This window comes from bacterium, assembly GCA_040755755.1.
Classification (GTDB): domain Bacteria; phylum SZUA-182; class SZUA-182; order DTGQ01; family DTGQ01; genus DTGQ01.
The window spans coordinates 1-23,388 of the sequence record JBFLZW010000086.1; the positions used below are offsets into that span (position 1 = coordinate 1).

At 46.3% G+C, this 23,388-nt stretch carries 19 protein-coding genes; 16 read left to right on the plus strand and 3 right to left on the minus strand.

Going from position 1 to position 23,388, the window contains the following annotated elements; genetic code table 11:
- Positions 1 to 163: 163 nt before the first annotated feature.
- From AB1611_21925 to AB1611_22000, 16 genes are all read left to right on the plus strand, one after another.
- Positions 164 to 1,405, plus strand: coding sequence for a polysaccharide pyruvyl transferase family protein (locus AB1611_21925; protein MEW6382231.1), 1,242 nt, complete (start codon positions 164 to 166; stop codon positions 1,403 to 1,405).
- Positions 1,406 to 1,463: 58 nt separating this feature from the next.
- A complete protein-coding gene (locus tag AB1611_21930) occupies positions 1,464 to 2,483 on the plus strand; it encodes a glycosyltransferase family 2 protein (GenBank protein ID MEW6382232.1) in 1,020 nt (339 codons plus the stop codon).
- A gap of 16 nt (positions 2,484 to 2,499) precedes the next feature.
- Entirely contained in the window at positions 2,500 to 3,324 is an 825-nt protein-coding gene (locus AB1611_21935) for an alpha/beta hydrolase (GenBank protein ID MEW6382233.1), read from the plus strand.
- Positions 3,325 to 3,333: 9 nt separating this feature from the next.
- Positions 3,334 to 4,353, plus strand: a complete 1,020-nt coding sequence (locus tag AB1611_21940; GenBank protein ID MEW6382234.1) for an alpha/beta hydrolase — start codon at positions 3,334 to 3,336, stop codon at positions 4,351 to 4,353.
- A complete protein-coding gene (wzy, locus tag AB1611_21945; GenBank protein ID MEW6382235.1) occupies positions 4,335 to 5,825 on the plus strand; it encodes an O-antigen polysaccharide polymerase Wzy in 1,491 nt (496 codons plus the stop codon). The genes AB1611_21940 and wzy overlap by 19 nt, the downstream gene beginning before the upstream one ends.
- The gene (locus AB1611_21950; protein ID MEW6382236.1) at positions 5,822 to 6,973 is read left to right on the plus strand and encodes a glycosyltransferase family 4 protein; all 1,152 of its coding nucleotides are present in this window, start codon (positions 5,822 to 5,824) and stop codon (positions 6,971 to 6,973) included. The genes wzy and AB1611_21950 overlap by 4 nt, the downstream gene beginning before the upstream one ends.
- Before the next feature lie 276 nt (positions 6,974 to 7,249).
- Positions 7,250 to 8,311, plus strand: coding sequence for a hypothetical protein (locus tag AB1611_21955; GenBank protein ID MEW6382237.1), 1,062 nt, complete (start codon positions 7,250 to 7,252; stop codon positions 8,309 to 8,311).
- Positions 8,312 to 8,613: 302 nt separating this feature from the next.
- On the plus strand, positions 8,614 to 9,471 hold the full coding sequence (locus AB1611_21960) for a hypothetical protein (GenBank protein MEW6382238.1): 858 nt from the start codon (positions 8,614 to 8,616) through the stop codon (positions 9,469 to 9,471).
- Positions 9,472 to 9,509: 38 nt separating this feature from the next.
- Entirely contained in the window at positions 9,510 to 10,592 is a 1,083-nt protein-coding gene (locus AB1611_21965; protein ID MEW6382239.1) for a glycosyltransferase family 2 protein, read from the plus strand.
- Between the two features lie 15 nt (positions 10,593 to 10,607).
- Entirely contained in the window at positions 10,608 to 11,270 is a 663-nt protein-coding gene (locus AB1611_21970) for an N-acetyltransferase (protein MEW6382240.1), read from the plus strand.
- Positions 11,271 to 11,353: 83 nt separating this feature from the next.
- Positions 11,354 to 12,559, plus strand: a complete 1,206-nt coding sequence (locus tag AB1611_21975) for a DegT/DnrJ/EryC1/StrS family aminotransferase (GenBank protein ID MEW6382241.1) — start codon at positions 11,354 to 11,356, stop codon at positions 12,557 to 12,559.
- 23 nt (positions 12,560 to 12,582) lie between these two features.
- Entirely contained in the window at positions 12,583 to 13,533 is a 951-nt protein-coding gene (locus tag AB1611_21980) for a methionyl-tRNA formyltransferase (protein ID MEW6382242.1), read from the plus strand.
- Positions 13,526 to 14,212 carry a PIG-L deacetylase family protein gene (locus tag AB1611_21985; GenBank protein MEW6382243.1) on the plus strand — a complete coding sequence of 229 codons (687 nt, stop codon included), beginning with the start codon at positions 13,526 to 13,528 and terminating at the stop codon, positions 14,210 to 14,212. The genes AB1611_21980 and AB1611_21985 overlap by 8 nt, the downstream gene beginning before the upstream one ends.
- Positions 14,193 to 14,855: a sugar transferase gene (locus AB1611_21990; protein MEW6382244.1), complete on the plus strand. Its 663-nt coding sequence runs from the start codon at positions 14,193 to 14,195 to the stop codon at positions 14,853 to 14,855. The genes AB1611_21985 and AB1611_21990 overlap by 20 nt, the downstream gene beginning before the upstream one ends.
- 54 nt (positions 14,856 to 14,909) lie before the next feature.
- A complete protein-coding gene (locus tag AB1611_21995; protein ID MEW6382245.1) occupies positions 14,910 to 16,880 on the plus strand; it encodes a nucleoside-diphosphate sugar epimerase/dehydratase in 1,971 nt (656 codons plus the stop codon).
- 31 nt (positions 16,881 to 16,911) lie between these two features.
- Positions 16,912 to 18,153, plus strand: a complete 1,242-nt coding sequence (locus AB1611_22000) for a nucleotidyltransferase family protein (protein ID MEW6382246.1) — start codon at positions 16,912 to 16,914, stop codon at positions 18,151 to 18,153.
- A gap of 104 nt (positions 18,154 to 18,257) precedes the next feature.
- On the opposite strand, the gene AB1611_22005 is transcribed toward AB1611_22000, so the two are convergent.
- From AB1611_22005 to AB1611_22015, 3 genes are all read right to left on the minus strand, one after another.
- The gene (locus AB1611_22005) at positions 18,258 to 19,259 is read right to left on the minus strand and encodes a dihydroorotate dehydrogenase-like protein (protein ID MEW6382247.1); all 1,002 of its coding nucleotides are present in this window, start codon (positions 19,257 to 19,259) and stop codon (positions 18,258 to 18,260) included.
- 42 nt (positions 19,260 to 19,301) lie between these two features.
- Positions 19,302 to 22,925 (minus strand): pyruvate:ferredoxin (flavodoxin) oxidoreductase, encoded by a 3,624-nt coding sequence (gene nifJ / locus AB1611_22010; GenBank protein MEW6382248.1) that lies wholly within the window; start codon positions 22,923 to 22,925, stop codon positions 19,302 to 19,304.
- A gap of 190 nt (positions 22,926 to 23,115) precedes the next feature.
- Positions 23,116 to 23,388, minus strand: a 273-nt coding sequence (locus AB1611_22015) for a hypothetical protein (protein ID MEW6382249.1), incomplete at its 5' end; no start/stop codon positions are given.

A 23,388-nucleotide genomic window follows, 5' to 3' on the forward strand; every position in this document is an offset into this window, starting at 1 on the left:
ATTGTGATCAACTCAATGCTCATCCTAAACCAATACACTGGACTTATACGAAAGAAAAGTTCCTGCTCCAATTTGCTCCACCAGGCCCAAAACAACTGGCCGCGTAATTATGGCGACGTGTACTAAGCCTTTATTCTTTGGTATTAAAATAATCAGCAGCATAATGAAAGGTAGAAGACCTCTCTTTATTCTAGCCGGTAATGGCCCCTATGACAACCGAGGCTGTGAGGCGATTGTACGGGGAACGGCTGAAATTTTACGGCTCCACTTCGATAATCCGCAATTCATAGCTGTGAGTAATTACCTGGCGAGCCTTCAATTCGAGGAGCAGCAACAAGCTGAAACTGATAAAGCGATAATTCATGAAAAGATCGTGAAAGCCAGGAAAAGGTTTGAGCCTGTCTGGTTTTTAGAGACTTTTTTACGATTTTTATATCCTACGGGAAGATGTTATTTCAGATACCAGAAGATGCTGCCTTATCTGAAAACAGCCGTGGCTGTTTTATCGGTCGGTGGGGATAATTATTCTCTGGATTATGGGATACCAAAGCTTTTTACGGAGCTTGATGATCTTGTTTTGGCAAAGAGGAAGCCAATAATTATTTGGGGAGCTTCAGTCGGGCCATTTGATAAAATTCCGGGATATGAAAGGTACATGGTAAAGCATCTGAAGAAGGTAACAGCGATATTTGCAAGGGAATCCGCAACAGTTGACTATTTGGCCGAGCAGGGGATTACCAAAAATGTTTACCGGGTGGCGGACCCTGCTTTTCTCTTGAAACCTGGAAAACCTCCACAAGAAAAGTTCAACAGAGATATCCCAAAAGAAGCGATCGGGATTAATTTAAGCCCGCTTATGGCAAAATATGTAACCAATGGGAGCATCAGAGAATGGGTTGATCGCGCTGCCAAGATAGTTAAGCATATATCAGAAAAGACTAAAAGACCTCTCTTCTTAATTTACCATGTAACAAGCGTACACAGTAATGATTATGGATTTTTACAGGATGTTTTAGCTGCTTTAGGGAACAAAAATGACCTGGTTCAACTCATGCCACCTGGCTTAAGGGCAGCAGAATTAAAGTGGTTAATAGGGAAAATGTCTGTTTTTGCCGGTGCAAGGACACATGCAACTATTGCGGCCATTTCTTCTTCTGTACCAACGCTGAGCTTTTCCTATAGCCTTAAAGCAAAAGGCATAAACCGGGATATCTTTGGACATGAAAATTTTTGTTTGGAAGCACATCGATTACGACCTGAGATTATTAGTGAGAAGATAGAAGAAGTAATCCAAAATTCAGAGGAAATAAAAAAGAAAATTAATTCGGTGCTGCCAGAAGTTATAGACCTGGCTCTGAATGCAGGAAAATATTTACAAGGAATTCTCAATAACAATGAAGCATAAGCTTTCCTGTGGATTTGAAAAAAAGACATGTCAACATACATATTGTTTTTTATAAACCATGCCAAAAGTCTCTACAGTCATTCCCCTTTATAACAAAGCTCCGCACATCCAACGGGCGTTAGAGTCGGTTTTAATTCAGACATATCAAGACGTTGAAGTTGTCGTTATCGATGATGGGTCCACGGATGGTGGAGCAGAAATTGTAAAAAGCATTTCTGATTCGCGCATCAGGCTGATTCAACAGAAAAATGCTGGTGTTTCTGTAGCAAGGAATAGAGGCATTCAGGAAGCGCAGGCTGGTCTGATTGCCTTTTTGGATGCAGATGATGCCTGGAAGCCGAAATTTTTAGAAACAATCCTCAGATTGAGGAATCGGTTCCCTGAAGCAGGTATTTATGCCACTGCCTATGAATTTCATGAGCCAAATGGTAAAACTGTTCAACCCCGCTATAAAGCAATCCCTCCCGCACCCTGGGAGGGCTTAATTCCTAACTACTTCCGTGCCAGCCTTGGTATTCCGCCAGTATGGTCTTCTGCAGTTGCTGTCCCCCGGAGGATATTTAAGGAAGCAGGGTATTTTCCGGCAGGCGAACGTTTGGGAGAGGACGGCGATATGTGGTTACGTATCGCTGTTAAATATCCTGTTGCCTTTAGTTGGCAGATTGGGGCCACCTATTTTCGAAATGCAAGTAACAGGGCATGCAATAAGTATCTTATGCAGTCTGAATATCGATTGGTGAAGACCGCAAAGGAATTGATCAGGAAAAATGAAGTGCCTGCATTTATGCTTCCTGATCTGCAAGAATACATAGCCATGTATGTACTCTTAGCTGCGGCACAATGTGTTTTGGCAGGTAAGCCTCAAAAGGCCCGTCAGATGCTGGAAGATTGCACAACTAAATGTTTCTGTACACAAAAACTATGGTGGCGTTTTTGGGCCAGCATACCTGTTCCAATAACTCACTTTGCCTGGAACGTGAAAAGAACTTTGTTCAAATCGATACCGAAAACCATTGAGGGGCGCATCACTATTGGAAGGCTTACCAATTTTCTGGCAGCACTCTTTGTGCTGCAATAAGATAACCTAACAAACCATGAACAAGCCGATGTTTTTTAAGAACAAGGATAATAACTATAACCTCTTTGGCTTTCTCTTTCATCCGGAAGTGAAAAACAGTAATAACCGAAGAGGCGTTATATTTTGTGACTCGATCGGGAATGAAAAGTACTCAAGTCATAGAGTATTGGTTAATTTTGCCAGACTGCTTCAAGAAAATGGCTACATTGCATTTTTGTTTGATTATTACGGGAACGGTGATAGCGATGGAGATTTTGAGGATACAACACTTGATACGTATCTATCAGACATAAAAACAGCTATTGAATTCTTAACAGAAGAGACAAAAGCAGAGGAGATTTGCCTTCTCGGGTTAAGGGTAGGAGCTATTTTCGCCTCTCTGCTTGCTCGGGAAAAAGAAATAGTAAAGAATCTCATTTTATGGGCACCAATCATAAATGCCAGAAAGTATATTTACGACTCATTAAGATCAAACCTGAATATGCAGCTTACCATACATGGGAAGCTAAAGTTTAACCGAGATCAGTTAATAGAACAAATACAGAATGACGTCACCGTAGAGACAGATGGATATACAATATCCAAAGGCTTTTACCAGAGCCTATTGCCGATTAACCTGAATACAATCGATAAGCCGTTTACTACAAAAACTCTCGTAATAGAGTTGTCGAGAAATAGTAATACGGTAAATACAGAATTCAATATGCTTTTTAAAGATAACAACCAATGCTTACGGATGGTAATAGCAGAAGATATTTTCTGGACAATAAAGGGAACCAATCAAAGATATATAACCAGGCAAAAGGTTCTTTTTGGAAAAACACTGAGCTGGTTAGGCTAGGGTAATAGAGTGGAAGAGCCGGTAATTTTTAAGAATAAAAATAATCAAGAGCTGTATGGGATAGCTCACATCCCGTCTGAGAATGAATCCAGGAAAAAGATCGGAATTATTTTTCTCAACCCTGGTCCTGGATATAGAACTGGTCATAACAGGCTCTATGTTATCCTGGCAAGGAAACTGTCCCAAAAGGGCTTCTATTGTCTGCGCTTTGATCCTGCCGGCCTTGGAGAGAGTGAAGGTGAGGTGGAAGAGGCCATGCTTTTTGATCTGTTTACCTCAATAAACCAGGGCCGGTTTGTTCACGATACAATTGAGGCCGCCAATTTTTTTATTGAAAAGTATGAGTTAAGAGAGCTTATTTTAACTGGTTTATGTGGTGGAGCAATGACCGCTTTACTCGCTGCACCTCATTGTCAGAAAGTCAGTTCTCTTATACTCATGGGGTTCCCGGTATTATTCAGCTCTCTTGATATAGGAAGCGGCACTCAGCATGCTGTATATGCACGACGCACATTGAGAAACTGCCGTGCGTGGATCGCGAATTTCAATGTAATAAGTTTGGATTCATACAGGGGTTTGATCAGGAAGATTAAGGCTTATGGATTATATGAACTGGCGGCTCTGTTACCGAAAGCCCTGCTTCGGACATTGAAGAAAGACAGCCACGATTTTCACCCGCATTTTAATAAATTATTCATGGATGTTCTTGAAAGTGTCAGTAGAGATATTAAGATAGGCTTTATCTTTGGCGAGCATGACAGATGGAGATTATTTTTTGAGGTGGAATTCGAGCAAAAAAAAATGTGTAGAAAATATGAAAAAAAATATTCTTATCGAAAGTTCATAATCAAGGAGGCAGACCATTTGCTTTCTTCGCAGACATGCCAAAAGGAATTGCTCGATGTTATTGAATATATAATGCATAGCAATAAACTTGATTTTCAATTTGAGGGTCACCGTTCTGCAAACGATTTCCACTTTGGAAATTTTCCAGGGAAAAGGGTGAAATTATGCGGAATAAAGCCCTGAGAAGAAAATTTTCAATATCGCATAAGGTTTTTCTGCCTATAGCATACATAAGTTTTGCGGTGATAGCAGTAATAGTTTTTGTCTCAGGCCTTTCTGATTTATTTTTTCTCCCTTCCATTATCATTGCTAATATCATAGTTATTTTCAATTGCGTTCGAGCTCAAAGAAGGACTCGATATGGCACATTTGCCAGTTTATCTGCTCTTGCTCCTCTTTTTTTCTACTTGTGTCATTTTTTGTACCAAACTGCCTTCCAGCTCGGTTTCGTTGAATATAACGAGTATGTAATATTTAACTTTCACTTGTATCGTGAGGCAACCGTGCTGGCATTGGCAGGTCTTTTTGCTTTAATGGCCGGTATTTATTTTAGTGAATGGTTATATAGTAACAGCATAAGAATTCCCTGTAAGAAAGACCAATCTTATGATGACGTAAAGTTCCACAAAGTAGCGGTCATTTCTTCGATTATTTTCTTTCTCATCCTCCTAGGAGAAATTTTTAGGATTGGTTTTGCAGATTTTGCAGCGTCGGGGTATGCTCGATCCGAGTTAACTGAAAAATTTTCAAGGATACTAACCAATGCGCAACGTTTTTTTATGTATAGTATTTTTGCCGCCTTTGCAAGTCTGCCCCGCAAGAAATGGAAAAGAGGCATTATACTTCCCGGTATTCTTGCTTTGCTTTTTTTCATGCTGCTGTCAGTATATGGCTATCGTGGGCATATAGGCGTCTTTTTATTGACATGTTACTGTGTATTCGCAATTCGAATACATCCACTGCCTCTGAAAATATTGACGGTTTTCTTTACTGCCATGATCATTAGCTGGTCTGTTATTCTTGCAGGCCGATCCATCGCAATTTCTGAGAGAGATTATTCAAGTATCATCAGCAGAGCTACAACCACTGACTCCATTATCGACACAGCAGTGAGAACACCTGGAATGATGATTACCATGGTAACGAGAACTATAAACCTATATCCCCATATCTTTCCCTATCTCTGGGGAAAGAGTTATCTGAATGGTATTTACTTTTTGATACCAAACCTGTCACTGGAAAAAAAAAGGTCTTCAACTTTATACAGATTTGATCTCGCAATGAGCGCGTATTATTTTGGTAGTGTATTTCGTTCAATAAGAGGAGTGGGTATGGGAGCAACCCCTCTTGCAGAGGCATATGCCAATTTTGGGATATTGGGTTTATCACTTTTATTTTTGGGGGGCTGGTTTGTAGGCAGGACGGAGCTGATTTCGGTTTCTTCAGGGAATTGCCTATTGCTGGCATTTCTCGGGATTAGCTCATATACCATATTGTGGTCAATGAGAAATGACTTTCTGACACTTCCCAGAGGAATCATATATGGCTATTTATTTTTAAAGCTGCTTTCATTTTCGGCCGCTTGTTGTAGCAATATCCGGGTGAGAACGACACAAGTATCGAGGAAAATAGTTGCTCAAAGGGATTATTCATGAAAGATATCCTGTTCTTACGCCAGGCTTATCAAAATTTTGGCGGGATAGAAGGGCAAATTCTCCTCATGGCCAGAGAATTTGCATCTCGTAAATTATTCAACCCTCTATTAGCTACTTCTCAGAGAGCTTCCCGGTTCGGGCAAGAATTTAAGGCACTTGGCTTTCCTGTTTATGAAGTTCCGATAGGCAGAGAAGACAAGCTCAATGAGGGAGTCAAGGCTATTGAACCCATCCTGAAAAAGCATACCATAGCATTAATTCAAAGTCACGCCTTTCGCGAAAGCCTTATTGGCAGAAAGGTTTGCAGGAAACATCCTGAAATTTCCCATGTACTGAGGGTTCACCTTTATATCGATTGCTCAGAGATTCCGAAATGGAGAAAGGCTACCTATCATATTTTAGATAAATTAACCTCAAGGTATGTAGATCGATATGTGTGTATTGACCGGGTTACCTTAAGGGAATTAACTGAAAATTCCTGGCTCCCATCAACTAAAACTCATCTGGTGACAGATGCGATTGAAAAGATAGGTGAGCCTGACTCGCTGGAATATAACTCCAATTTGCCTTTGCCTGCCCGAATTGCTATGGTGGCAAACTTTTTACCCCATAAGGGGCACGATGTCCTTATTAAGGCATTATCAATATTAAAGCTGAAAGGGTTGAAGGTTTACGCTCGTTTAATTGGTGGTGAATTAACCGGAAAAAGCCAGTCGAACCGTCCATCACTGGTGGCCAGTCTCAAGGAAAATGCCTCGGTATCAGGAGTTTTGGACCAGATAGAGTTTTACGGCTACACTCGAAGTGTTTATGATGCGGTAAAGGGATATCCTGTCATTGTGCTTCCTTCACGTATTGAAGGGATTCCTAATTGTATACTCGAAGCATTGACGCTGAAAAAACTCGTCATCGCTTCTCATGTTGGTGGTGTTCCCGAGATCATTCAAGACGGGATTAACGGTTTCCTTCATCCACCTCAAGACCCGAAGGCATTAGCGGATATTTTGGAGAGGGTATTCACTGCACCCGCAGAAAGATGGCATTCAATACGGGATGCAGGGTATAGGACATGGGAAAAAAATTTTTCCGTACAGCAGATGATAGATGGATTATCCAAAATTTATAAGGGAATAGGAGTCTTGGCATAATCAGCGACGCATATGGCCAACCTCATAGAAAGGCATATATCAGAAGCTCTTCGTCCTTTTCCTCGAATCCGAACCTTTACCAGGAAAAGCTATCAGGGTGCCATGTATTGCCTGGGAAAGGCAATATCTTTTCTCTATCAGGATCCCCCTAACCTTGTGCAGGCACGTGCTCTATCTGATAAAAGATATCATTGTTTTTTTGGCTACTACAATAACTGCCCATGGGATCATAGTGGAAGATATATCGTGTGTCTGAAGGTCCCTTTTGCTCACCGTATGCCAAAACCAGGAGAGCCAGCCGAAATATGCCGTATCGACCTTCATAGTCACAGCGGATTGGAAAAAATTGCGGAAACAAGAGCCTGGTGTTGGCAGCAGGGCTGCATGCTGCAATGGTTGGGAGATATTTCTCACCAATATATCATGTTCAATGATTTCCAGGATGGAAAATATGTAAGTGTTATCACAGATACCTGTGGGGCGATGAAAAAAATTTTGCCTTTACCTGTTTATGCAGTAACGAAAAATGGTCAGCAATCGCTCAGCATTAACTTTGCAAGACTTCACTATGGCGGTCCAGGATATGGATACGTTGCCAGGCCATTCACTGACAGCGATAAACCGGCTCCTGAACATGATGGCATATGGCACATGGACATCGAAACAGGAGAGCATAAGCTCATTATTTCCCTGGAGCAGGTGGTAAAAAGCTTTCGGGTGAAGAAGTTTGAAAATGCTTTTCATTATTTCAATCATCTGGAATTCAACCCGAGTGGAACACGTTTTGTATTTTTTCAGAGATGGTTTTATCGAGGGAAAGGCGATTCCAGAAGCCAGAACTTCACCCGGATGTTTACTGCCAACCCGGATGGCAGCGGTATTTATCTGCTCGCAGATCACGGGATGGTATCCCACTTTACCTGGCAGGATGATACCCGCTTACTGGCATGGTCCAAACATCCTTTGGCTGGGTGTTGCTATTACCTTTTTGAGGACAAAACAGAGAATGTCAGGATCGTTGGTGAAGGGATATTAACCGAGGACGGCCACCCCACATACTCACCTGATGGCAGATGGATTCTTACGGACACCTATCCAAATGACCGGCGCATGAGAACTTTGATACTCTTTGATTCCATAAATTCCAGACGGATTGAGCTCGGAAGATATTTTGCTCCTTTTGCATTTGATGGTCCGATCCGCTGTGACTTACATCCAAGATGGTCACGCGATGGGAAAACGGTGTGTTTTGATTCTGCTCATGAGGGAATGAGAGCAGTATATACGGCCAATGTTGAAGAGCTGGTTTCGCGACTTCCCAAAAAGCAGAGCGATTAAAAATTATTGAGGAAATCACAATGAGTAAGAATGATGTTGTAATTGTAGCCGAGTTAGATTGGGGAGGATTACATTGTCAGAGCCATGTAATAGCTCTCGGCTTCGCCAATAGAGGGCATAAAGTCTATTATATCAATAGGACATTGCAGCGATGGCCTCACATAAATCACCTCCTCAGACGATTGTGTCCAAAGAGATCGCGTTGGTATGTCAATACTTACCCTCAACCGCCGGAGAATTTGTATCCTTTTACCTTATGGCTTGGTCCGCCGGTCCGATGGTTGAGGCGGGCTAACAGGATATTGATAGAAAAAGCTCTCCACAAGTACCAAATTAAGGATCCTCTAGTGATTGTTTACTCCCCGACTTTCAATGCCATAGATATTATAGAGACATTAAGGCCCAAAAAAATTATCTATATTTGCTATCACAATTTTGATGCCGCCCCCTCCTATGTATTACCCGATATTCTTTTGTCCGAGAAGGAACTTATCAAAATTTCAGATGTTTTGTTTGCAGATTCGGCATTTCTGCAAGACCGTCTCAAGAAGATGGCTCCCGGCAAGCAGGTATTCAGGTCCATGCCGGGCGTATATTATGGATTATTCCATCAAGCGTTTCGCGGCGATGAAGCCAAGCAACGGAAGAACCTCTACTATTTTGGCTCGATAAAATATGATCTCGATTTTGGTTTGTATGAAGCAATGGCATCTCATATTCATACTGTGTTTATCGGAGTGGTGGACAGCGGTATGAGCACGAAGATCCCCTCAAATATAGAAGTTCGTCCGCCGGTTTCTAACAAGTATCTTCCGAATCTTTTGAAGGAAGCGGATATGTTGGGGCTTTTCTATAATGATTGCCCGTTTGTCCGGGGAATAATTCCAGCGAAGTTTTTCGAGTGCCTTGCTACTGGAAAACCAATCCTTGTTTCAGGATTACACGAAGCTAAACCTTATTTTGATGTTGTCTATAATGTTCAAGGATCAGAACAGAAAGCATTAGAGATAATAAAAAATTTACCTGATACTGAAACAGAATCTCGCTTGCGTAAGCGGGATGAAATTGCAAGGGATGCAGATTGGTCGAATCGCTTCGGATTTTTTATATCTCAGCTTGACCTTGACCAAGGGCGTGATGATAAGTTCCACACGGTTTAGTAACAGAAAGATATTAAGGAGCATAGTAGGGAATTTTTATGCCAGGGCCGTCAGCACTTCCCTTGGTTTCTTTTATCATTATCGCACGAAATGCCTCGCAGCATTTGCCGGACAGCTTATCTAATATTGCAGCACAGGATTATCCCAAAGATAGAATAGAGCTGCTTCTTGTTGATGGTTGTTCTCAAGATGGAAGTCGGCGCATTATGGAGGAGTTTGCTGCTGTTCATCCTGATTTAAGAGTAATCGTTTTGGATAACCCTGGCAGGATATTATCCTGCGGTTGGAATGTGGCCTTAGCTGAAGCCAAGGGTGATATTATTATCAGGGTCGATGCTCATAGCAAAATTCCGACAGACTTTATCAAGAGCAATGTTCACAGTATGTTAAAAGGTGAATGTATTGTAGGTGGGCCAGTAATTTCCAAGATGGCAAAAAGTTTATGGGAAAATCTGCTGGTTACAGCAGAAAGATCAAAATTCGGTGGTGCTGCTGCCGCCTTTAGGAATTCCGGCACTTCAAAACATGTTGATACACTTGCTTATGCTGCCTATAAACGGACTGTGTTTGAAAAAGTGGGCGGTTATGACGAGCGGCTGGTAAGGAATCAGGATAATGAGATTCATTACCGGATGAAGCAGGCGGGGTTCAAATTTTTCTTTGATCCGGCAATAAGATCCTTTCATATTCCTCGATCGAGCCTTTATGGCCTCTTGAGGCAAAAATATGGCAATGGCCTTTGGATAGGATTGGCAATGGGTATTCAACCCCGCTGTTTCGGGATGCGCCATTTTGCTCCTGCCCTTTTTGTTGGAGCAATGGTCCTCTTTTTTATGGTGGGAATACTACGGAGCTGGGTTCCTCTGGTTTTATTAAGCGTCTTATATAGCTTGGCAGCGGTCGTATTTACCGTTGAGGCGATAGCTCAATCCCCGTTATTGGTAAAACCATTCTGCTTACTGCTGCCGGTCATCTTTTTGTCCATGCATGGAGTTTATGGGATAGGGACAATGATCGGCTTCATAAGAGCGCCTTTTTTCATGTGGAAAAATCGGAACTACGAATTGCCCTGGCCGATCAAACCATCGGACAGGGTTACACCAATCAGAGGCAGAGGGTAACAATAAGAAAATCTTATGAGGTCATCACGGAGCCTGGCGTGGGAATTCGGAAAAATGGGCATTTATACTCTGAGAGTTGCTACTCATAATGACATTGATCAGGTTGCTGGCATCCATAAACAGCAATTTTCGACACATTTCCTTGGTAAATATTCAATTGATTTATTGAAGCAGTATTATGCGAGCTTTCTTGGCGAAAGCATCTTTTTCGTAGGTGAAAAATCCAGCCAAATAGATGGATTTGTCCTTGGCGGCGAGAGTAACAAATTGCAGCAGGCAAAAAACAGGTTTATTAAACATAATAAATACAGATGCATAATGGAAACGTTATTAATGCCGGAGATTTACTGCCAGGCTCTGAGCAGGATTTATTCAATAATTTCTGAAGTATCAGGCAACTACCTGAACAGGTCATCTGACTGTTCACCTAACTGTGCTGTTGGTAAAAGGATACGGTTACTTTCAATCGCTGTATGTCAGGAAGCTCAAGGGAGCGGTCTCGCAACACAGCTTGTACAGCTTTTTGAGCAAAGGATTAAGCTCGATAATGCTGCTCACGGCTATGGATTATCGGTAAAAATAGATAATCAAAGGGCCATAGGATTTTACAAAAAAATCGGCTTCACCCTAGAAGGTAGAAAGGGTAAATCAATTTATTTTACAAAAAATATTGAGTAGGATAATTCCCCTGCCTTCCCTACCGTATCCCTCTCCTGAAAATCCATATTTTTTGTTCAATAAGGAAACCAAGGAAACAGATCATGAATATTCCATTACTCAAAGATAACCAGCGTCTCCAGGTTAAGGCCATCGAAGAGGTTACATTTTTGCCCTTTGCCTTGCCTGACATCGGACCGGATGAAATCGCCGAGGTGGTCGATTCCCTGCGCTCCGGATGGATTACCACAGGGCCTAAGACCAAGCGTTTCGAGCAGGACTTTGCCGAATTCCTGGGGAATGGTGGAGAAGCAGTTGCGGTAAATTCAGGCACAGCGGGTCTGCATCTGGCTCTTGAGGCTATCGGCATCGGTATGGGTGATGAAGTTATCACCACACCTTATACTTTTACCGCCACGGCAGAAGTAATACGCTATTTGGGAGCCACGCCCGTTTTCGTTGACATTGATCCAGCCACTTTTAATATTGATCCGTCGCGGATCGAGAATGCCATTACCCTGCGCACCAAGGCTATTCTGCCGGTTCATTTTGCAGGGCTTTCCTGTGACATGGACGCTATCATAACTATTGCCCGGCGCTATGGGCTGAAAGTGGTGGAGGATGCGGCACATGCGCTGCCGACGGTATATAAGGGGAAGCTGATAGGGACACTGGAAAGTGACGCCACAATATACAGCTTTTACGCCAATAAGACCTTATCGACGGGCGAGGGGGGAATGATCGTAACCCGGCATCCTGAAATTGCCGAGCGCTGCCGGGTCATGCGCTTGCACGGAATCAGCCGCGATGCATTCGATCGCTACACCTCAACCACACCTGCCTGGTTTTATGAAGTGATCGCGCCAGGGTTTAAATATAATATGTCAGATCTGGCTGCCTCTTTGGGGATCCATCAATTAAGAAAAATCTGGCATTTTCATGAGAGAAGAAGGCAGTTAGCCGAACGGTATGATTCATATCTGGGCGATCTGCCGCTCAGGCTTCCGCCCCATCCTCCTGACACAGACCTTCATGCCTGGCATATTTATGTCATTCGGCTGGATGAATCGGCAAAAATAAGCCGTGAGGCATTCATCGGACAAATGGCCGCCAGGGGTATTGGTTGCAGTGTGCATTTCATCCCGCTTCATCTGCATCCCTATTGGAAAGATACGTATCGCCTGAAGCCTATGGATTTTCCCCATTCTCTTCTTTCCTATGAAAGAGCAGTGAGCCTGCCGCTTTTCACCAAAATGACGGACAAAGATCAGGACCGGGTCATTACCGCGGTTAGAGCATTATTAGCGTAATTGCACAGCAAGAGGTATTATCCATGAGGATCGGATGGATAGGTTTCCATATCGAGGGCAAGCCTGCCCTCCAGAGTCTCCTTGAGCAGGGCGTGCGGATAGAAGCTGTAATTACCTTGCGGCCGGAGCTGGCTGCCCGAAAAAGCGGGGCGATTGATTTTACCTCTTTGTGTCAACACCATCGCGTCCCTTTATATGAGGTTGCCAATATAAACGATGAAGCCTCGATTAAATTGTTGCGTGAGCTTGCTCTTGATTTGGCTTTTGTCATTGGATGGAGCCAAATCGTGCATGCTGAGGCACGTAACTCGGTAAAAATAGGAATGATTGGAGCACATGCATCTTTCCTGCCTCATAACCGTGGCAGTGCTCCGATAAACTGGGCATTGATCAAAGGAGAAAAGCAGACCGGAAATTCCTTAATCTGGCTCGCTGAAAATGTGGATGAGGGTGAGCTGATAGATCAGGCAGTTATTCCCATCACCCCGTATGATACCTGCGCTTCACTCTATCAGCGGGTCGCCGAGTCAAACAGGGAAATGATTCTTCGTATTCTTCCCAAACTGCTTGCTGGTGAGCGTCCCGGGATACCACAACCTCACAGTGAAGAGGCCATTTTACCCAGGCGTCATCCCAATGACGGGCTCATTGACTGGACCAGGGAAAGCAGTGAGGTATATAACCTGGTACGTGCTTTGACAAAGCCCTATCCTGGTGCATTTAGCTGGTTAGACGGTAAACGCTGGTTACTATGGCAATGTGCATTGCTGCCGGATTCTTCTTATTCTTATGGAAAACCCGGTGAAATAGTGGGGCAGACAGTTAGTCCCAGAGAAACTGCCTGTGGGCAGATGGTTGCCTGTGGAAAAGGTGCGGTGGTGATACTTGAGATCGAAGGAGATGACGGAGAGTCCCTGAGCGGCTGCTCTCTAAGTGACCAGCCATGGAAAGGGAAGGTGTGGGCAAATGAGTAACATGCGTGAAAAGAGAGTGCTGGTAATCGGTGCACATCCTGACGATGAGCTCTTGGGTTGCGGAGGGACACTTGCCCTGCACGCCAGAGCCGGCCACTATGTAGTGGCAGTCATTGCCTGTGAAGGAGAATCCCTCCGCTATGGGAAAGCAGGTGTTAGACAAAATACCCATATTCAGTGTGCATCTCAAAAGCTTGGCATCCAGGATCTTCACCTCCTGGGATTTTCAGACCAACGGTTAGATACTCTGACCTTAACCGATATCATAAGTCCTTTAGAGCAAATAATCCGGGAGAGACAACCCCATATTGTTTATTGTCAATTTGGCGGGGACATTAACCAGGACCATCAACTTCTCTTCAAGGCGGTATTGGTTGCCACTCGTCCGACTGAAAGGTATATTGAAGCCATTTACGCATTCGATACAGCCAGCAGCACAGAATGGGCCTATCCAAGAACATTTGTCCCGGATACATGGGTCGATATTTCATCCACTTTAGAAATCAAGCTGGAAGCAGCGAGCTGCTACACAAGCGAAATGCGCGAATATCCTCATCCTCGCTCGTTAAAGGCGCTACACTATAAAGCCAAAGCCTGGGGAAACCAGAGTTGTCTCGATGCAGCCGAAGTGTTTATGACCATTCGGAAATTATATCGCAATGGTCAGACGCCTTTTTGACATAATTTTATCTTGTATCGCATTGATCGTTTTCCTTCCAGTTCTTTGCATGGCAGCGATAGGAATCTGGCTGAGCAGCCCTGGCCCGATTTTTTATCGGGCCAGGCGTGTGGGCCGTAATAAAAAAATATTTACTATGTATAAGTTTCGTACCATGCACCGTGATCAGAGAATGTTCAAGAGCGTCATAACCGCGAAGAACGATCCGCGTATTTTTGCCTTTGGATCATGGCTGCGCCGATTGAAAATAGATGAGCTTCCTCAACTCATTAATATAGTAAAGGGAGAAATGTCAATCGTGGGACCAAGAGCGGAAGACCCTCGGATTGTACATACATACTATACTCAACAACAGATTGAAACGCTGCATGTCTTGCCTGGATTGGCAAGCCCTGGCAGCATATACAACTATACGCATGGTGAGCGGTTTATCGATAAAGATAATCCTGAAAAGTGTTACCTCGAAAAGCTTTTACCCATAAAATTAGCTCTCGATATCATCTATGTGCGCGAATCATCATTTTTCTACGATCTGGAAATCATCTTCCGGACTATTTGGACTATCCTGCTGATATCGTTTGGAAAACATTGCTTTCCAGACCCTCCTGAAATGAAAAAGGCCCGAAAGCTGATTAAGAATTAAGGCCAGGTCTTGAATAAATCCAAGAAAAATTTATTACTTCTCATACTTACGGATATGGTACTTCTTGCCATATCTCATGCTGGATCATATTTTCTTCGCTTTGATCTGAAGCTCCCTCCTGCACAGTATCTGGCAAGTCTAAAAAATACGCTCATACCCTTCATTTCATTCAAGATTTTTCTCTTCTATCGGTTCGATCTCTATCGTGGCATGTGGCGCTATACAGGTTTGAAGGACCTTGAGAATATTGTCAAAGCCTCTCTGTCCAGCTCGTTATCAATCGCTTTCCTCACCTTCATTATTACCGGATTTCATGGATTTGCCCGTTCCGTATTCCTCATCGACGGCCTTCTTACGGTTTTTCTTATCGGAGGGTGTCGGTTGGGAATCAGGCTGTACTTCTCGTATTTGAAAAAAGATGCCCTTCCCTGGAGCAGAAACGGGAGTGATTACAAAAGGAAAAAAAGGGTCCTGATTGTGGGAGCCGGTGATGCCGGAGAGAAGATCCTGCGGGAGATTAACGACAACAGGGATCTGATGCACTATGAGCCGGTGGGGTTCCTTGATGACAATCCCCGGAAGGTTCACCGGCACATTCATGGAATTAAGGTTCTGGACAGCATTAAGAACGTTGTCCCGGTAGCCCGTGACAAGAACCTTGACGAGATTATTATTGCCATTCCTTCCGCATCTGCAGAGGAAATGCGCCGTATTATCGATTTGTGCCAGCAGACAGGAGTAAACTGCAAGACCATCCCTGGTATCGGAGAGCTGATTAACGATAAAGTAAGCATATCGGCTATTCGGGATGTATCCTACTCGGATCTTCTTGGCAGGAGTCCGGTTAATCTGGATGTAGAGAGAATCGGCGCTTATTTGAAAGGTAAATGTGTCCTGGTGACCGGGGCCGGGGGATCGATCGGTTCTGAGTTTTGCCGCCAGGTGGCAAGCTTCAAGCCGAAAGTCATGGTCATGATGGACCGGGCGGAAAGCAGTCTGTACGATATCGAAATGGAGTTACGGCACCTGGACCCTCACCAGATTGTTGTTCCGGTTTTAGGTTCAGTGACCTGCCTGGATCATGTTAAGAGGGTATTCGGTCAATATCAGCCGGAGGTAGTTTTCCACGCTGCTGCTTACAAGCATGTTCCCATGATGGAGATCCATCCCTGGGAGGCGGTCTATAATAATATCCTGGGAACCAGGAACGTCCTGGATGCAGCGATGGAGGCGGGGGCTGAGAAATTTGTTCTGGTCTCTACGGACAAGGCAGTGCGGCCAACCAATGTCATGGGTGCCAGCAAAAGAGTTGCTGAGATTATCTTACAGCTTACGTATGAAGAATCCTTAAGGCTGACAGAGGTTCATGGGGAATCAGAATCACTGCTGACAAAGGTTATGGCTGTTCGCTTTGGAAACGTTATCGGGAGTGCAGGAAGCGTTATCCCTCTGTTTAAAAAACAAATCGCTCGTGGCGGTCCGGTAACTGTTACCCATCCGGAGGTTACCCGCTACTTTATGACTATCAGTGAGGCAGTCCAGCTTATTCTGCAGGCTGGAGCCATGGGTGAGAGCGGAGAGATTTATATTCTGAAGATGGGAAGGCCGGTCAGGATTCTGGATATGGCCAGAGATCTTATCCGGTTGTCCGGTTTTACACCGGATAAGGATATTCGTATCGAGATCACAGGGCTTCGGCCAGGCGAAAAACTCTATGAGGAACTGATCATTGAAGGCGAGGGGATTGTTCCCACTTCTCATGAGAAACTTATGGTCTTGAGATGCACTGACAGCAGGGGAAACGGAATGTCATGCAGTGAGCTCAGGGAGAAGATCGAAGAACTGCTCGCCCTGGCCCAAAGAAACGACCGGAGGGGAATACAGGCAAAATTACAGGAAATTGTGCCCGAATATCAGCCTCAAACCTTCAAGCGAGAGGTGCAATTTCAGTGTGAAAAGGTTGTTGATCTGGAGGATGATGATGAGATGGTGTTTGATGTCAAAGGGGCTGCTTTACCCAGGTAATTCGTAACCTGCTCAGAAACTTCACCCGGCAATGACTATCGAAGAGCAGATTATCTTAAGCTATGCTATCCCTCAGCTCGATCATGAGGATACCTGCCGCACGTACAGGGAAACGGCAGGATGGAAGAAGGTCAGTTGGGACCGGGTGCTGAAGCTGGCTCTCTTCCATGATGTGTTTCCATCAGTTTACCATCATCTGGAATATATCGGCTGGTCAGATATCCCGGCAGAGGTGGTTGCGAAATTCCGGAAAGAGTGGCGTCAGCATCTTGCCCGAAATATTATCTTATCCGATGAGCTGAATCGTATTCTTGGACTTTTTGCCGGAGAGAAGGTGAAAGCCATTCCCCTGAAAGGAGCTCTTCTGGCGGAATTGTTCTATCCGGATATGACGCTGCGGTCATTCAGTGATCTGGATATCTGGATCAGGCCGATGGATATCGAGATGGCAGGGGAGCTCCTTCAGCAGCTTGGCTATGAACAATATTTTCACCTCGATGGGAGTAAGGCGATAGAAAATGTTTGTGACATCTTATTCTATCGGTGCTTACGGGCAGGCCCCAGGATAAGTGTCGAGCTTCACCATCGACTGGTCAAAACGAGGGATTATCCGGCTATTCCTGAAGAGGAGTGGTGGCATCAGACTCAGGAGATATGGATTAATGGCCAGCGTTACTTTTCCCTTGCCCCTGACGATATGCTTATCTATCTGACGATAAAGATTCATGCTTCAGCCTACTGCTATCTCAAGCAATTTATCGACTTACATCAGCTCCTTACCCTCTGGGGCAGCAAACTGAATTGGGAGTGTATTTACCAGACTGCTGAAAAGACGGGCATGCTGAATAACCTTCTTTTTGTCCTTGTGACTCTGGAACATCTCTTCGCCCCGTATGGTATATCGATACCTCATGCAGGGAACAACCATTGGGTGAGATCAAGAATGGGACCCGTGCGTCTCCATTTTTTTGAACATATCTTCAACCGGCAAACGATCCTTCGCGGCCGGTACGGCCGCGATCTGCGGAAGGGGCTCTGCCTCCTCCTGAACGATCGGATGGCCGATTCGATTACCTCCTGTCTCAGAGTTCTTTTCCCTTCCTCCGGGGCGATCTGTGCCCGCTATCTTACCTTGCCCCGCTCCAAAAAATTTTACCTCTATTATTGCCTCAATCCCTTTTTAATCATTTACTGGCTGTTTCGAGGGTTGGTGGTCAAATCGACTGATGGACACGGGCTGGGAACCCTCCTCGGTCCGGTGAATCAGAAGTAATATTCTCTCCATTTCTCCCGCCCTCCCACTCCTCTGCTTTTCTCTGGCTTACCTCTGTGCCTCTGTGGTGGCCTTTGCCTTTGCTTTTTACTCGGTCTTCCCTCCTAAAAAGCCTTCTCCCGGAAGCTGTGGAGCGCTTTCATATAATTAGCCCGCTCGAAAGCAGCCGGATCTTCCACGGATTTCTGGCTCATACTCCCCTTGAGCTGACTGACAGAGGTATATTCTTTTCGCTCCATCCAGGTTTCCATGTCCCGGAGAACAGTGCCAAGGTGCGATATGCCATTGCGCAGCAGTGCCGAGCAGAGCATGGTTACATCCGCGCCTGCCAACAGCGCTTTTAAAGCATCTTCCGCTGTATGGATGCCGCTGCTAACAGCCAGGCTGCATGGAATCCGGCCAGAGAGAATTGCCACCCACCGCAAAGGCAGCCGCAGGGCATCGGAGGTACTCAAGGTTACCTGCGGCACCACCTCCAGGTTCTCCAGGTCAAAATCCGGCTGGTAAAACCGGTTGAAGAGCACCAGCCCATCTGCGCCAGCCTCGACCAGAGCCCTGGCCATAGCTGCCGTCGAGCTGAAGCAGGGATTCAATTTCATGGCCACCGGAATCCGGACCCTTTGTTTAACTTCCCGTAAAATATCCAGATACAGAGCTTCGATTCTGGTGCCCGGCAATTTCGGATTGGTAGCGATATAGTAGGCATTCAGCTCCAGAGCGTCTGCACCTGCCTCGGCGATCTTTTCAGCATACGTGAGCCATCCGCCGGTTGTAACTCCGTTCAGGCTGGCTATAACCGGGATATCCACTGCCTCTTTGACCTTCCCGATGTGCTCCAGGTATTCTTCCGGCCCAAGGTGATACTCTTTGGGTTCAGGAAAGTAGGAGAGGGCCTCGGGAAACCATTCGTAGTGGTAGCTGGTGTAGTAATTCAGCTCCAGGGTGTCATGGATAATTTGCTCCTCAAAGAGTGAGTGCAGAACAACAGCCGATGCTCCGGCATCCTCCAGGGCTTTAATCTTGCCGATATCCGCGCACAGGGGGGAAGAGGAAGGCACCAGAGGATTTTTCAAGGTTAATCCCAAATAACTGGTTGATAGATCCATGATTTTCAGTCCTTATAATATATTATAATATATTTATAATCCTCATTCAGAGTGATATTCGATCCGGGCCAGTTGCTCGTACAGAAAGAAGCGGTTCTTTACATCCTTCCGGGCCAGCTCCAGAAGCCGCCTGGCCTCCTCCGGTTTGCTCTTGGTCAGCATCTTATACCGGTTTTCCAGATAGATATACTCTTCCAGGGGAATTTTGGGCGGCTTGGAATCAAGGGTGAGGGGGTTCTTCCCCTCCTTGATCCGATCCGGGTTAAAGCGCAGCAGATTCCAGTGACCGCTGTCAACGGCTGCCTTCTGGTTGGTCAGGGCCAGGCTGGTATTGATTCCCTGCCCGATACAATGGCTGTAGGCAAGGATCAGGGACGGCCCTTCATACTGCTCGGCTTCGACCAGTGCCTTGACGGTTTGCTGGTCGTCAGCTCCAAAAGCCACCTTGGCTACGTAGATGTAGCCATAGGTCATGGCTATCATGGCCAGATCCTTTTTGGGCAGATACTTTCCTCCTGCGGCAAATTTGGCCACTGCGGCCCTGGGAGTTGCCTTGGACATCTGGCCGCCGGTATTCGAATAGACCTCGGTATCGAGGACCAGGACATTGATATTCCGGTTGGCGGAAAGAACATGATCCAGCCCATCGGAATCGATATCATACGCCCATCCATCGCCGCCGATGATCCAGACATCCTTTTTGACCAGATAGTCGGCCAGACTGGAAAGGTGCCGGACTTCCGGAGATTGCAGCAATTTCAGTTTATCCTTCAGCACCTTGACCCGCTCCCTCTGGTCGGCGATTTCCTGCTCGGTGTTTTGCGGTGCCTCCAGGATAGCCGACGCCAACTGGTCTCCCACCTTTCCGGCCAGGTGCTGCAATAATTTTCTGGCCTGTTGGGTATGCTTGTCAATGGCGAGGCGCAGGCCAAAACCAAACTCGGCATTATCCTCAAACAGGGGGTTGTTCCAGGCAGGTCCTCTGCCTTCCCGGTTCCTGGTCCAGGGGGTGGTGGGCAGATTTCCCCCGTATATCGATGAGCAGCCTGTGGCATTGCCGATGACCGCCCGGTCGCCGAACAATTGACTGATCAGCCGGATATACTGGGTTTCCCCACAACCGGAGCAGGCCCCGGAATACTCGAAAAGAGGTTGAAGGAATTGAGCGCCCTTGACCGTCGAAACATTCAGCCGGGTCCTGTCCGGGTCAGGGATACTGAGGAAAAATTCATAGTTTCGCTCTTCCTCCTCCCGCCTGGGTGGCTGCGGATAAAGATTGATGGCCCGCAGCCTGGTTTCTTTCTTGTTTTTGGCCGGGCAGGCCTGCACGCAGAGCCCGCAGCCCGTGCAGTCCTCCGGTGCCACCTGGACCGTGAATTTCATGCCGGGAAAATCCTTCCCCTTATAATCCGCCGACTTGAAGGTTTCCGGTGCTCCGACAAGGTTCCGGGGATCATAAACCTTGGTTCGAATCGTGGCATGGGGGCAGACAAAAGAGCAGCGGTTGCACTGGATGCAGACTTGCGGGTCCCAGATCGGAATCTCCAGGGCGATGTTTCGCTTCTCGTACCGGGTGGTGCCTGACGGGTAGGTCCCATCGGCGGGCATGGCACTGACCGGCAGATCATCGCCGCGGCCAGCTATCATTTTGGCGGTGACGTGGCGCACAAACTCAGGGGCATCTTTGGGAATCGACGGTCTTCTCTGCATACCCTCGGCGGATGTTCTTCGGACAGCGCTTTCCGGTCCGGGGGTTACCTCTTCCCCGGCCACGATTGACTGGCGGTCAAAGGTGCTGGTGACTTTGGCAGGCACCGGCACCTCATGGAGATTGGCCAGGGCATGATCCACTGCCTTGAAATTCATCTGGACAATCTGCTCACCCTTTTTGCCGTAGCTTTCCTGAATAGCCTCCTTGATCTTGGCTATGGCCTCATCCCGGGGGAGGACACCGGAAATGGCAAAGAAGCAGGTTTGCATAATGGTATTGATGCGGACTCCCAGTTGGGCCTCTTTGGCCACGGTAAAGGCATCGATGGTGTAAAGTTTCATCTTTTTATCGATGATCTGCTGCTGATCCGACCGGGGAAGGGTATCCCAGACCTTATCAGGTCCGGCAGGGCTATTCAGCAGAAAAGTGGCCCCCTGCGCAGCCGTGGACAGCATATCGTACCGTTCGAGAAATACCGGCTGGTGGCAGGCAATGAAATTGGCCTGCTGAATCAGGTAAGGAGAGTGGATCGGTTTTTTTCCGAACCGGAGATGGGAAATAGTCACCGAGCCCGCTTTTTTGGAATCATAGACAAAATACCCCTGGGCATAATTATCCGTTCCCTCGCCAATGATCTTGATGGAATTTTTGTTGGCTCCTACCGTGCCGTCAGCCCCAAGGCCATAGAAAATGGCCCGGATCGTATCCTCTTTCTCGATGGAAAAGGAAGGATCGTAATCAATGCTTGTCCGGGTGAGATCGTCATTGATACCGATGGTAAAACGGTTCTTGGGCCGCTCTTTCTTCATTTCCTGAAACAGGCCGTTAACCATGGCCGGAGTAAACTCTTTAGAGCCAATGCCGTATCGTCCGCCGATGATTCTTGGTTGAGAAGAAATCTGTGCTTCCTGGAGGGAGGCCACAACATCGAGGTAGAGCGGCTCGCCGATGCTGCCTGGCTCTTTTGTCCGGTCAAGCACAGCGATAACCTTCACGCTGGCTGGCAGGGCCTGGAGAAAATGTCCTGGTGAAAAGGGGCGATAGAGGTGCACTCTGATTATACCGACCTTTTCTCCCTGTGCAGCCAGGTACTCCACGGTTTCCTGGGCTGTATCGGCCCCTGATCCCATGATCACGATAACCCGTTCCGCATCGGGTGCGCCCGCATAATCAAACAGATGATACTGCCTGCCGGTCAGATCGGCGAAGCGGTCCATGGTTTTCTGGACAATATCGGGACAGGCCAGGTAGTAGGGGTTTGCGGCCTCACGGCTTTGAAAGTAGACATCGGGGTTCTGAGACGTTCCCCTGATGAAGGGATTGTCCGGTGAAAGCGCCCGGCTGCGGTGAGCCAGAACCAGATCATCGTTGATCATGGCCGAGATATCGTCCCGGCTGAGCTGCTCGATTTTATTCATTTCATGGGAGGTACGAAAGCCGTCGAAAAAGTGCAGAAAGGGAACTCTCGCCTCCAGGGTAGCGGCCTGGGCAATCAGGGCAAAATCCATGGCTTCCTGGACCGATCCGGCAGCCAGAAAGGCAAAGCCTGTAGCTCTGGCAGCCATGACATCGGTGTGATCGCCAAAAATGGACAATGCCTGACAGGCTATCGACCGGGCCGCTATATGGAATACGGTCGGAGTCAGCTCTCCGGCAATTTTAAACATATTGGGGATCATCAGGAGTAACCCCTGTGAAGCGGTAAAGGTAGTGCTCAGGGCACCGGCCTGCAAGGCTCCATGAATGGCAGCCGCAGCTCCTTTCTCGCTTTGCATTTCATTTACCAGCGGCACCGTCCCCCAGATGTTGGTTTGTCCCGCATTGGACCACTCGTCCGCCCACTCGGCCATGGGCGAAGAAGGGGTTATGGGATAGATTGCAATTACTTCATTTGTTTGATGAGCTACATAAGCCGCAGCCTCGTTGCCATCAATAGTTACCATTCGCCTGGCCATAATAGTTCTCCACTCTTACTCTACTCGAGAGATTTCAATATATTCAATATGTTCGATTTAAATCCACCACCCGCACGGCGTTATGACTACTCTTCGGCATATAATAGTTAATCTTTCGCCTCCGGGTCGGACCAAGAGAACATATTGTTTTATTTACGATAGATGTTCCAAAAATAGGTATTTTCATGCCTTAGAAGGCCATTTTGGGGGTCAAAATTACTACTGTAAGGAAGCTGCTGTGGTTCCCGGAGCTCATACCCAGCATTTGTCTCTCTCTCGCAGTGCGCCCAGCGGCCTTAATTCCAAGCTTTGCCTGTACATCTTCCACAAACTCCTTGCTGCCAACGGCGAGGCTGTCCGTCCATTTACTTTCCCGCGTTATCTGCCCGGCTGAGAGAGCATAGTCAACCTGGCTGCGATACAGCTCCTTCAGCTCATCCCTGCTTCCACAGTTGAGCAAACC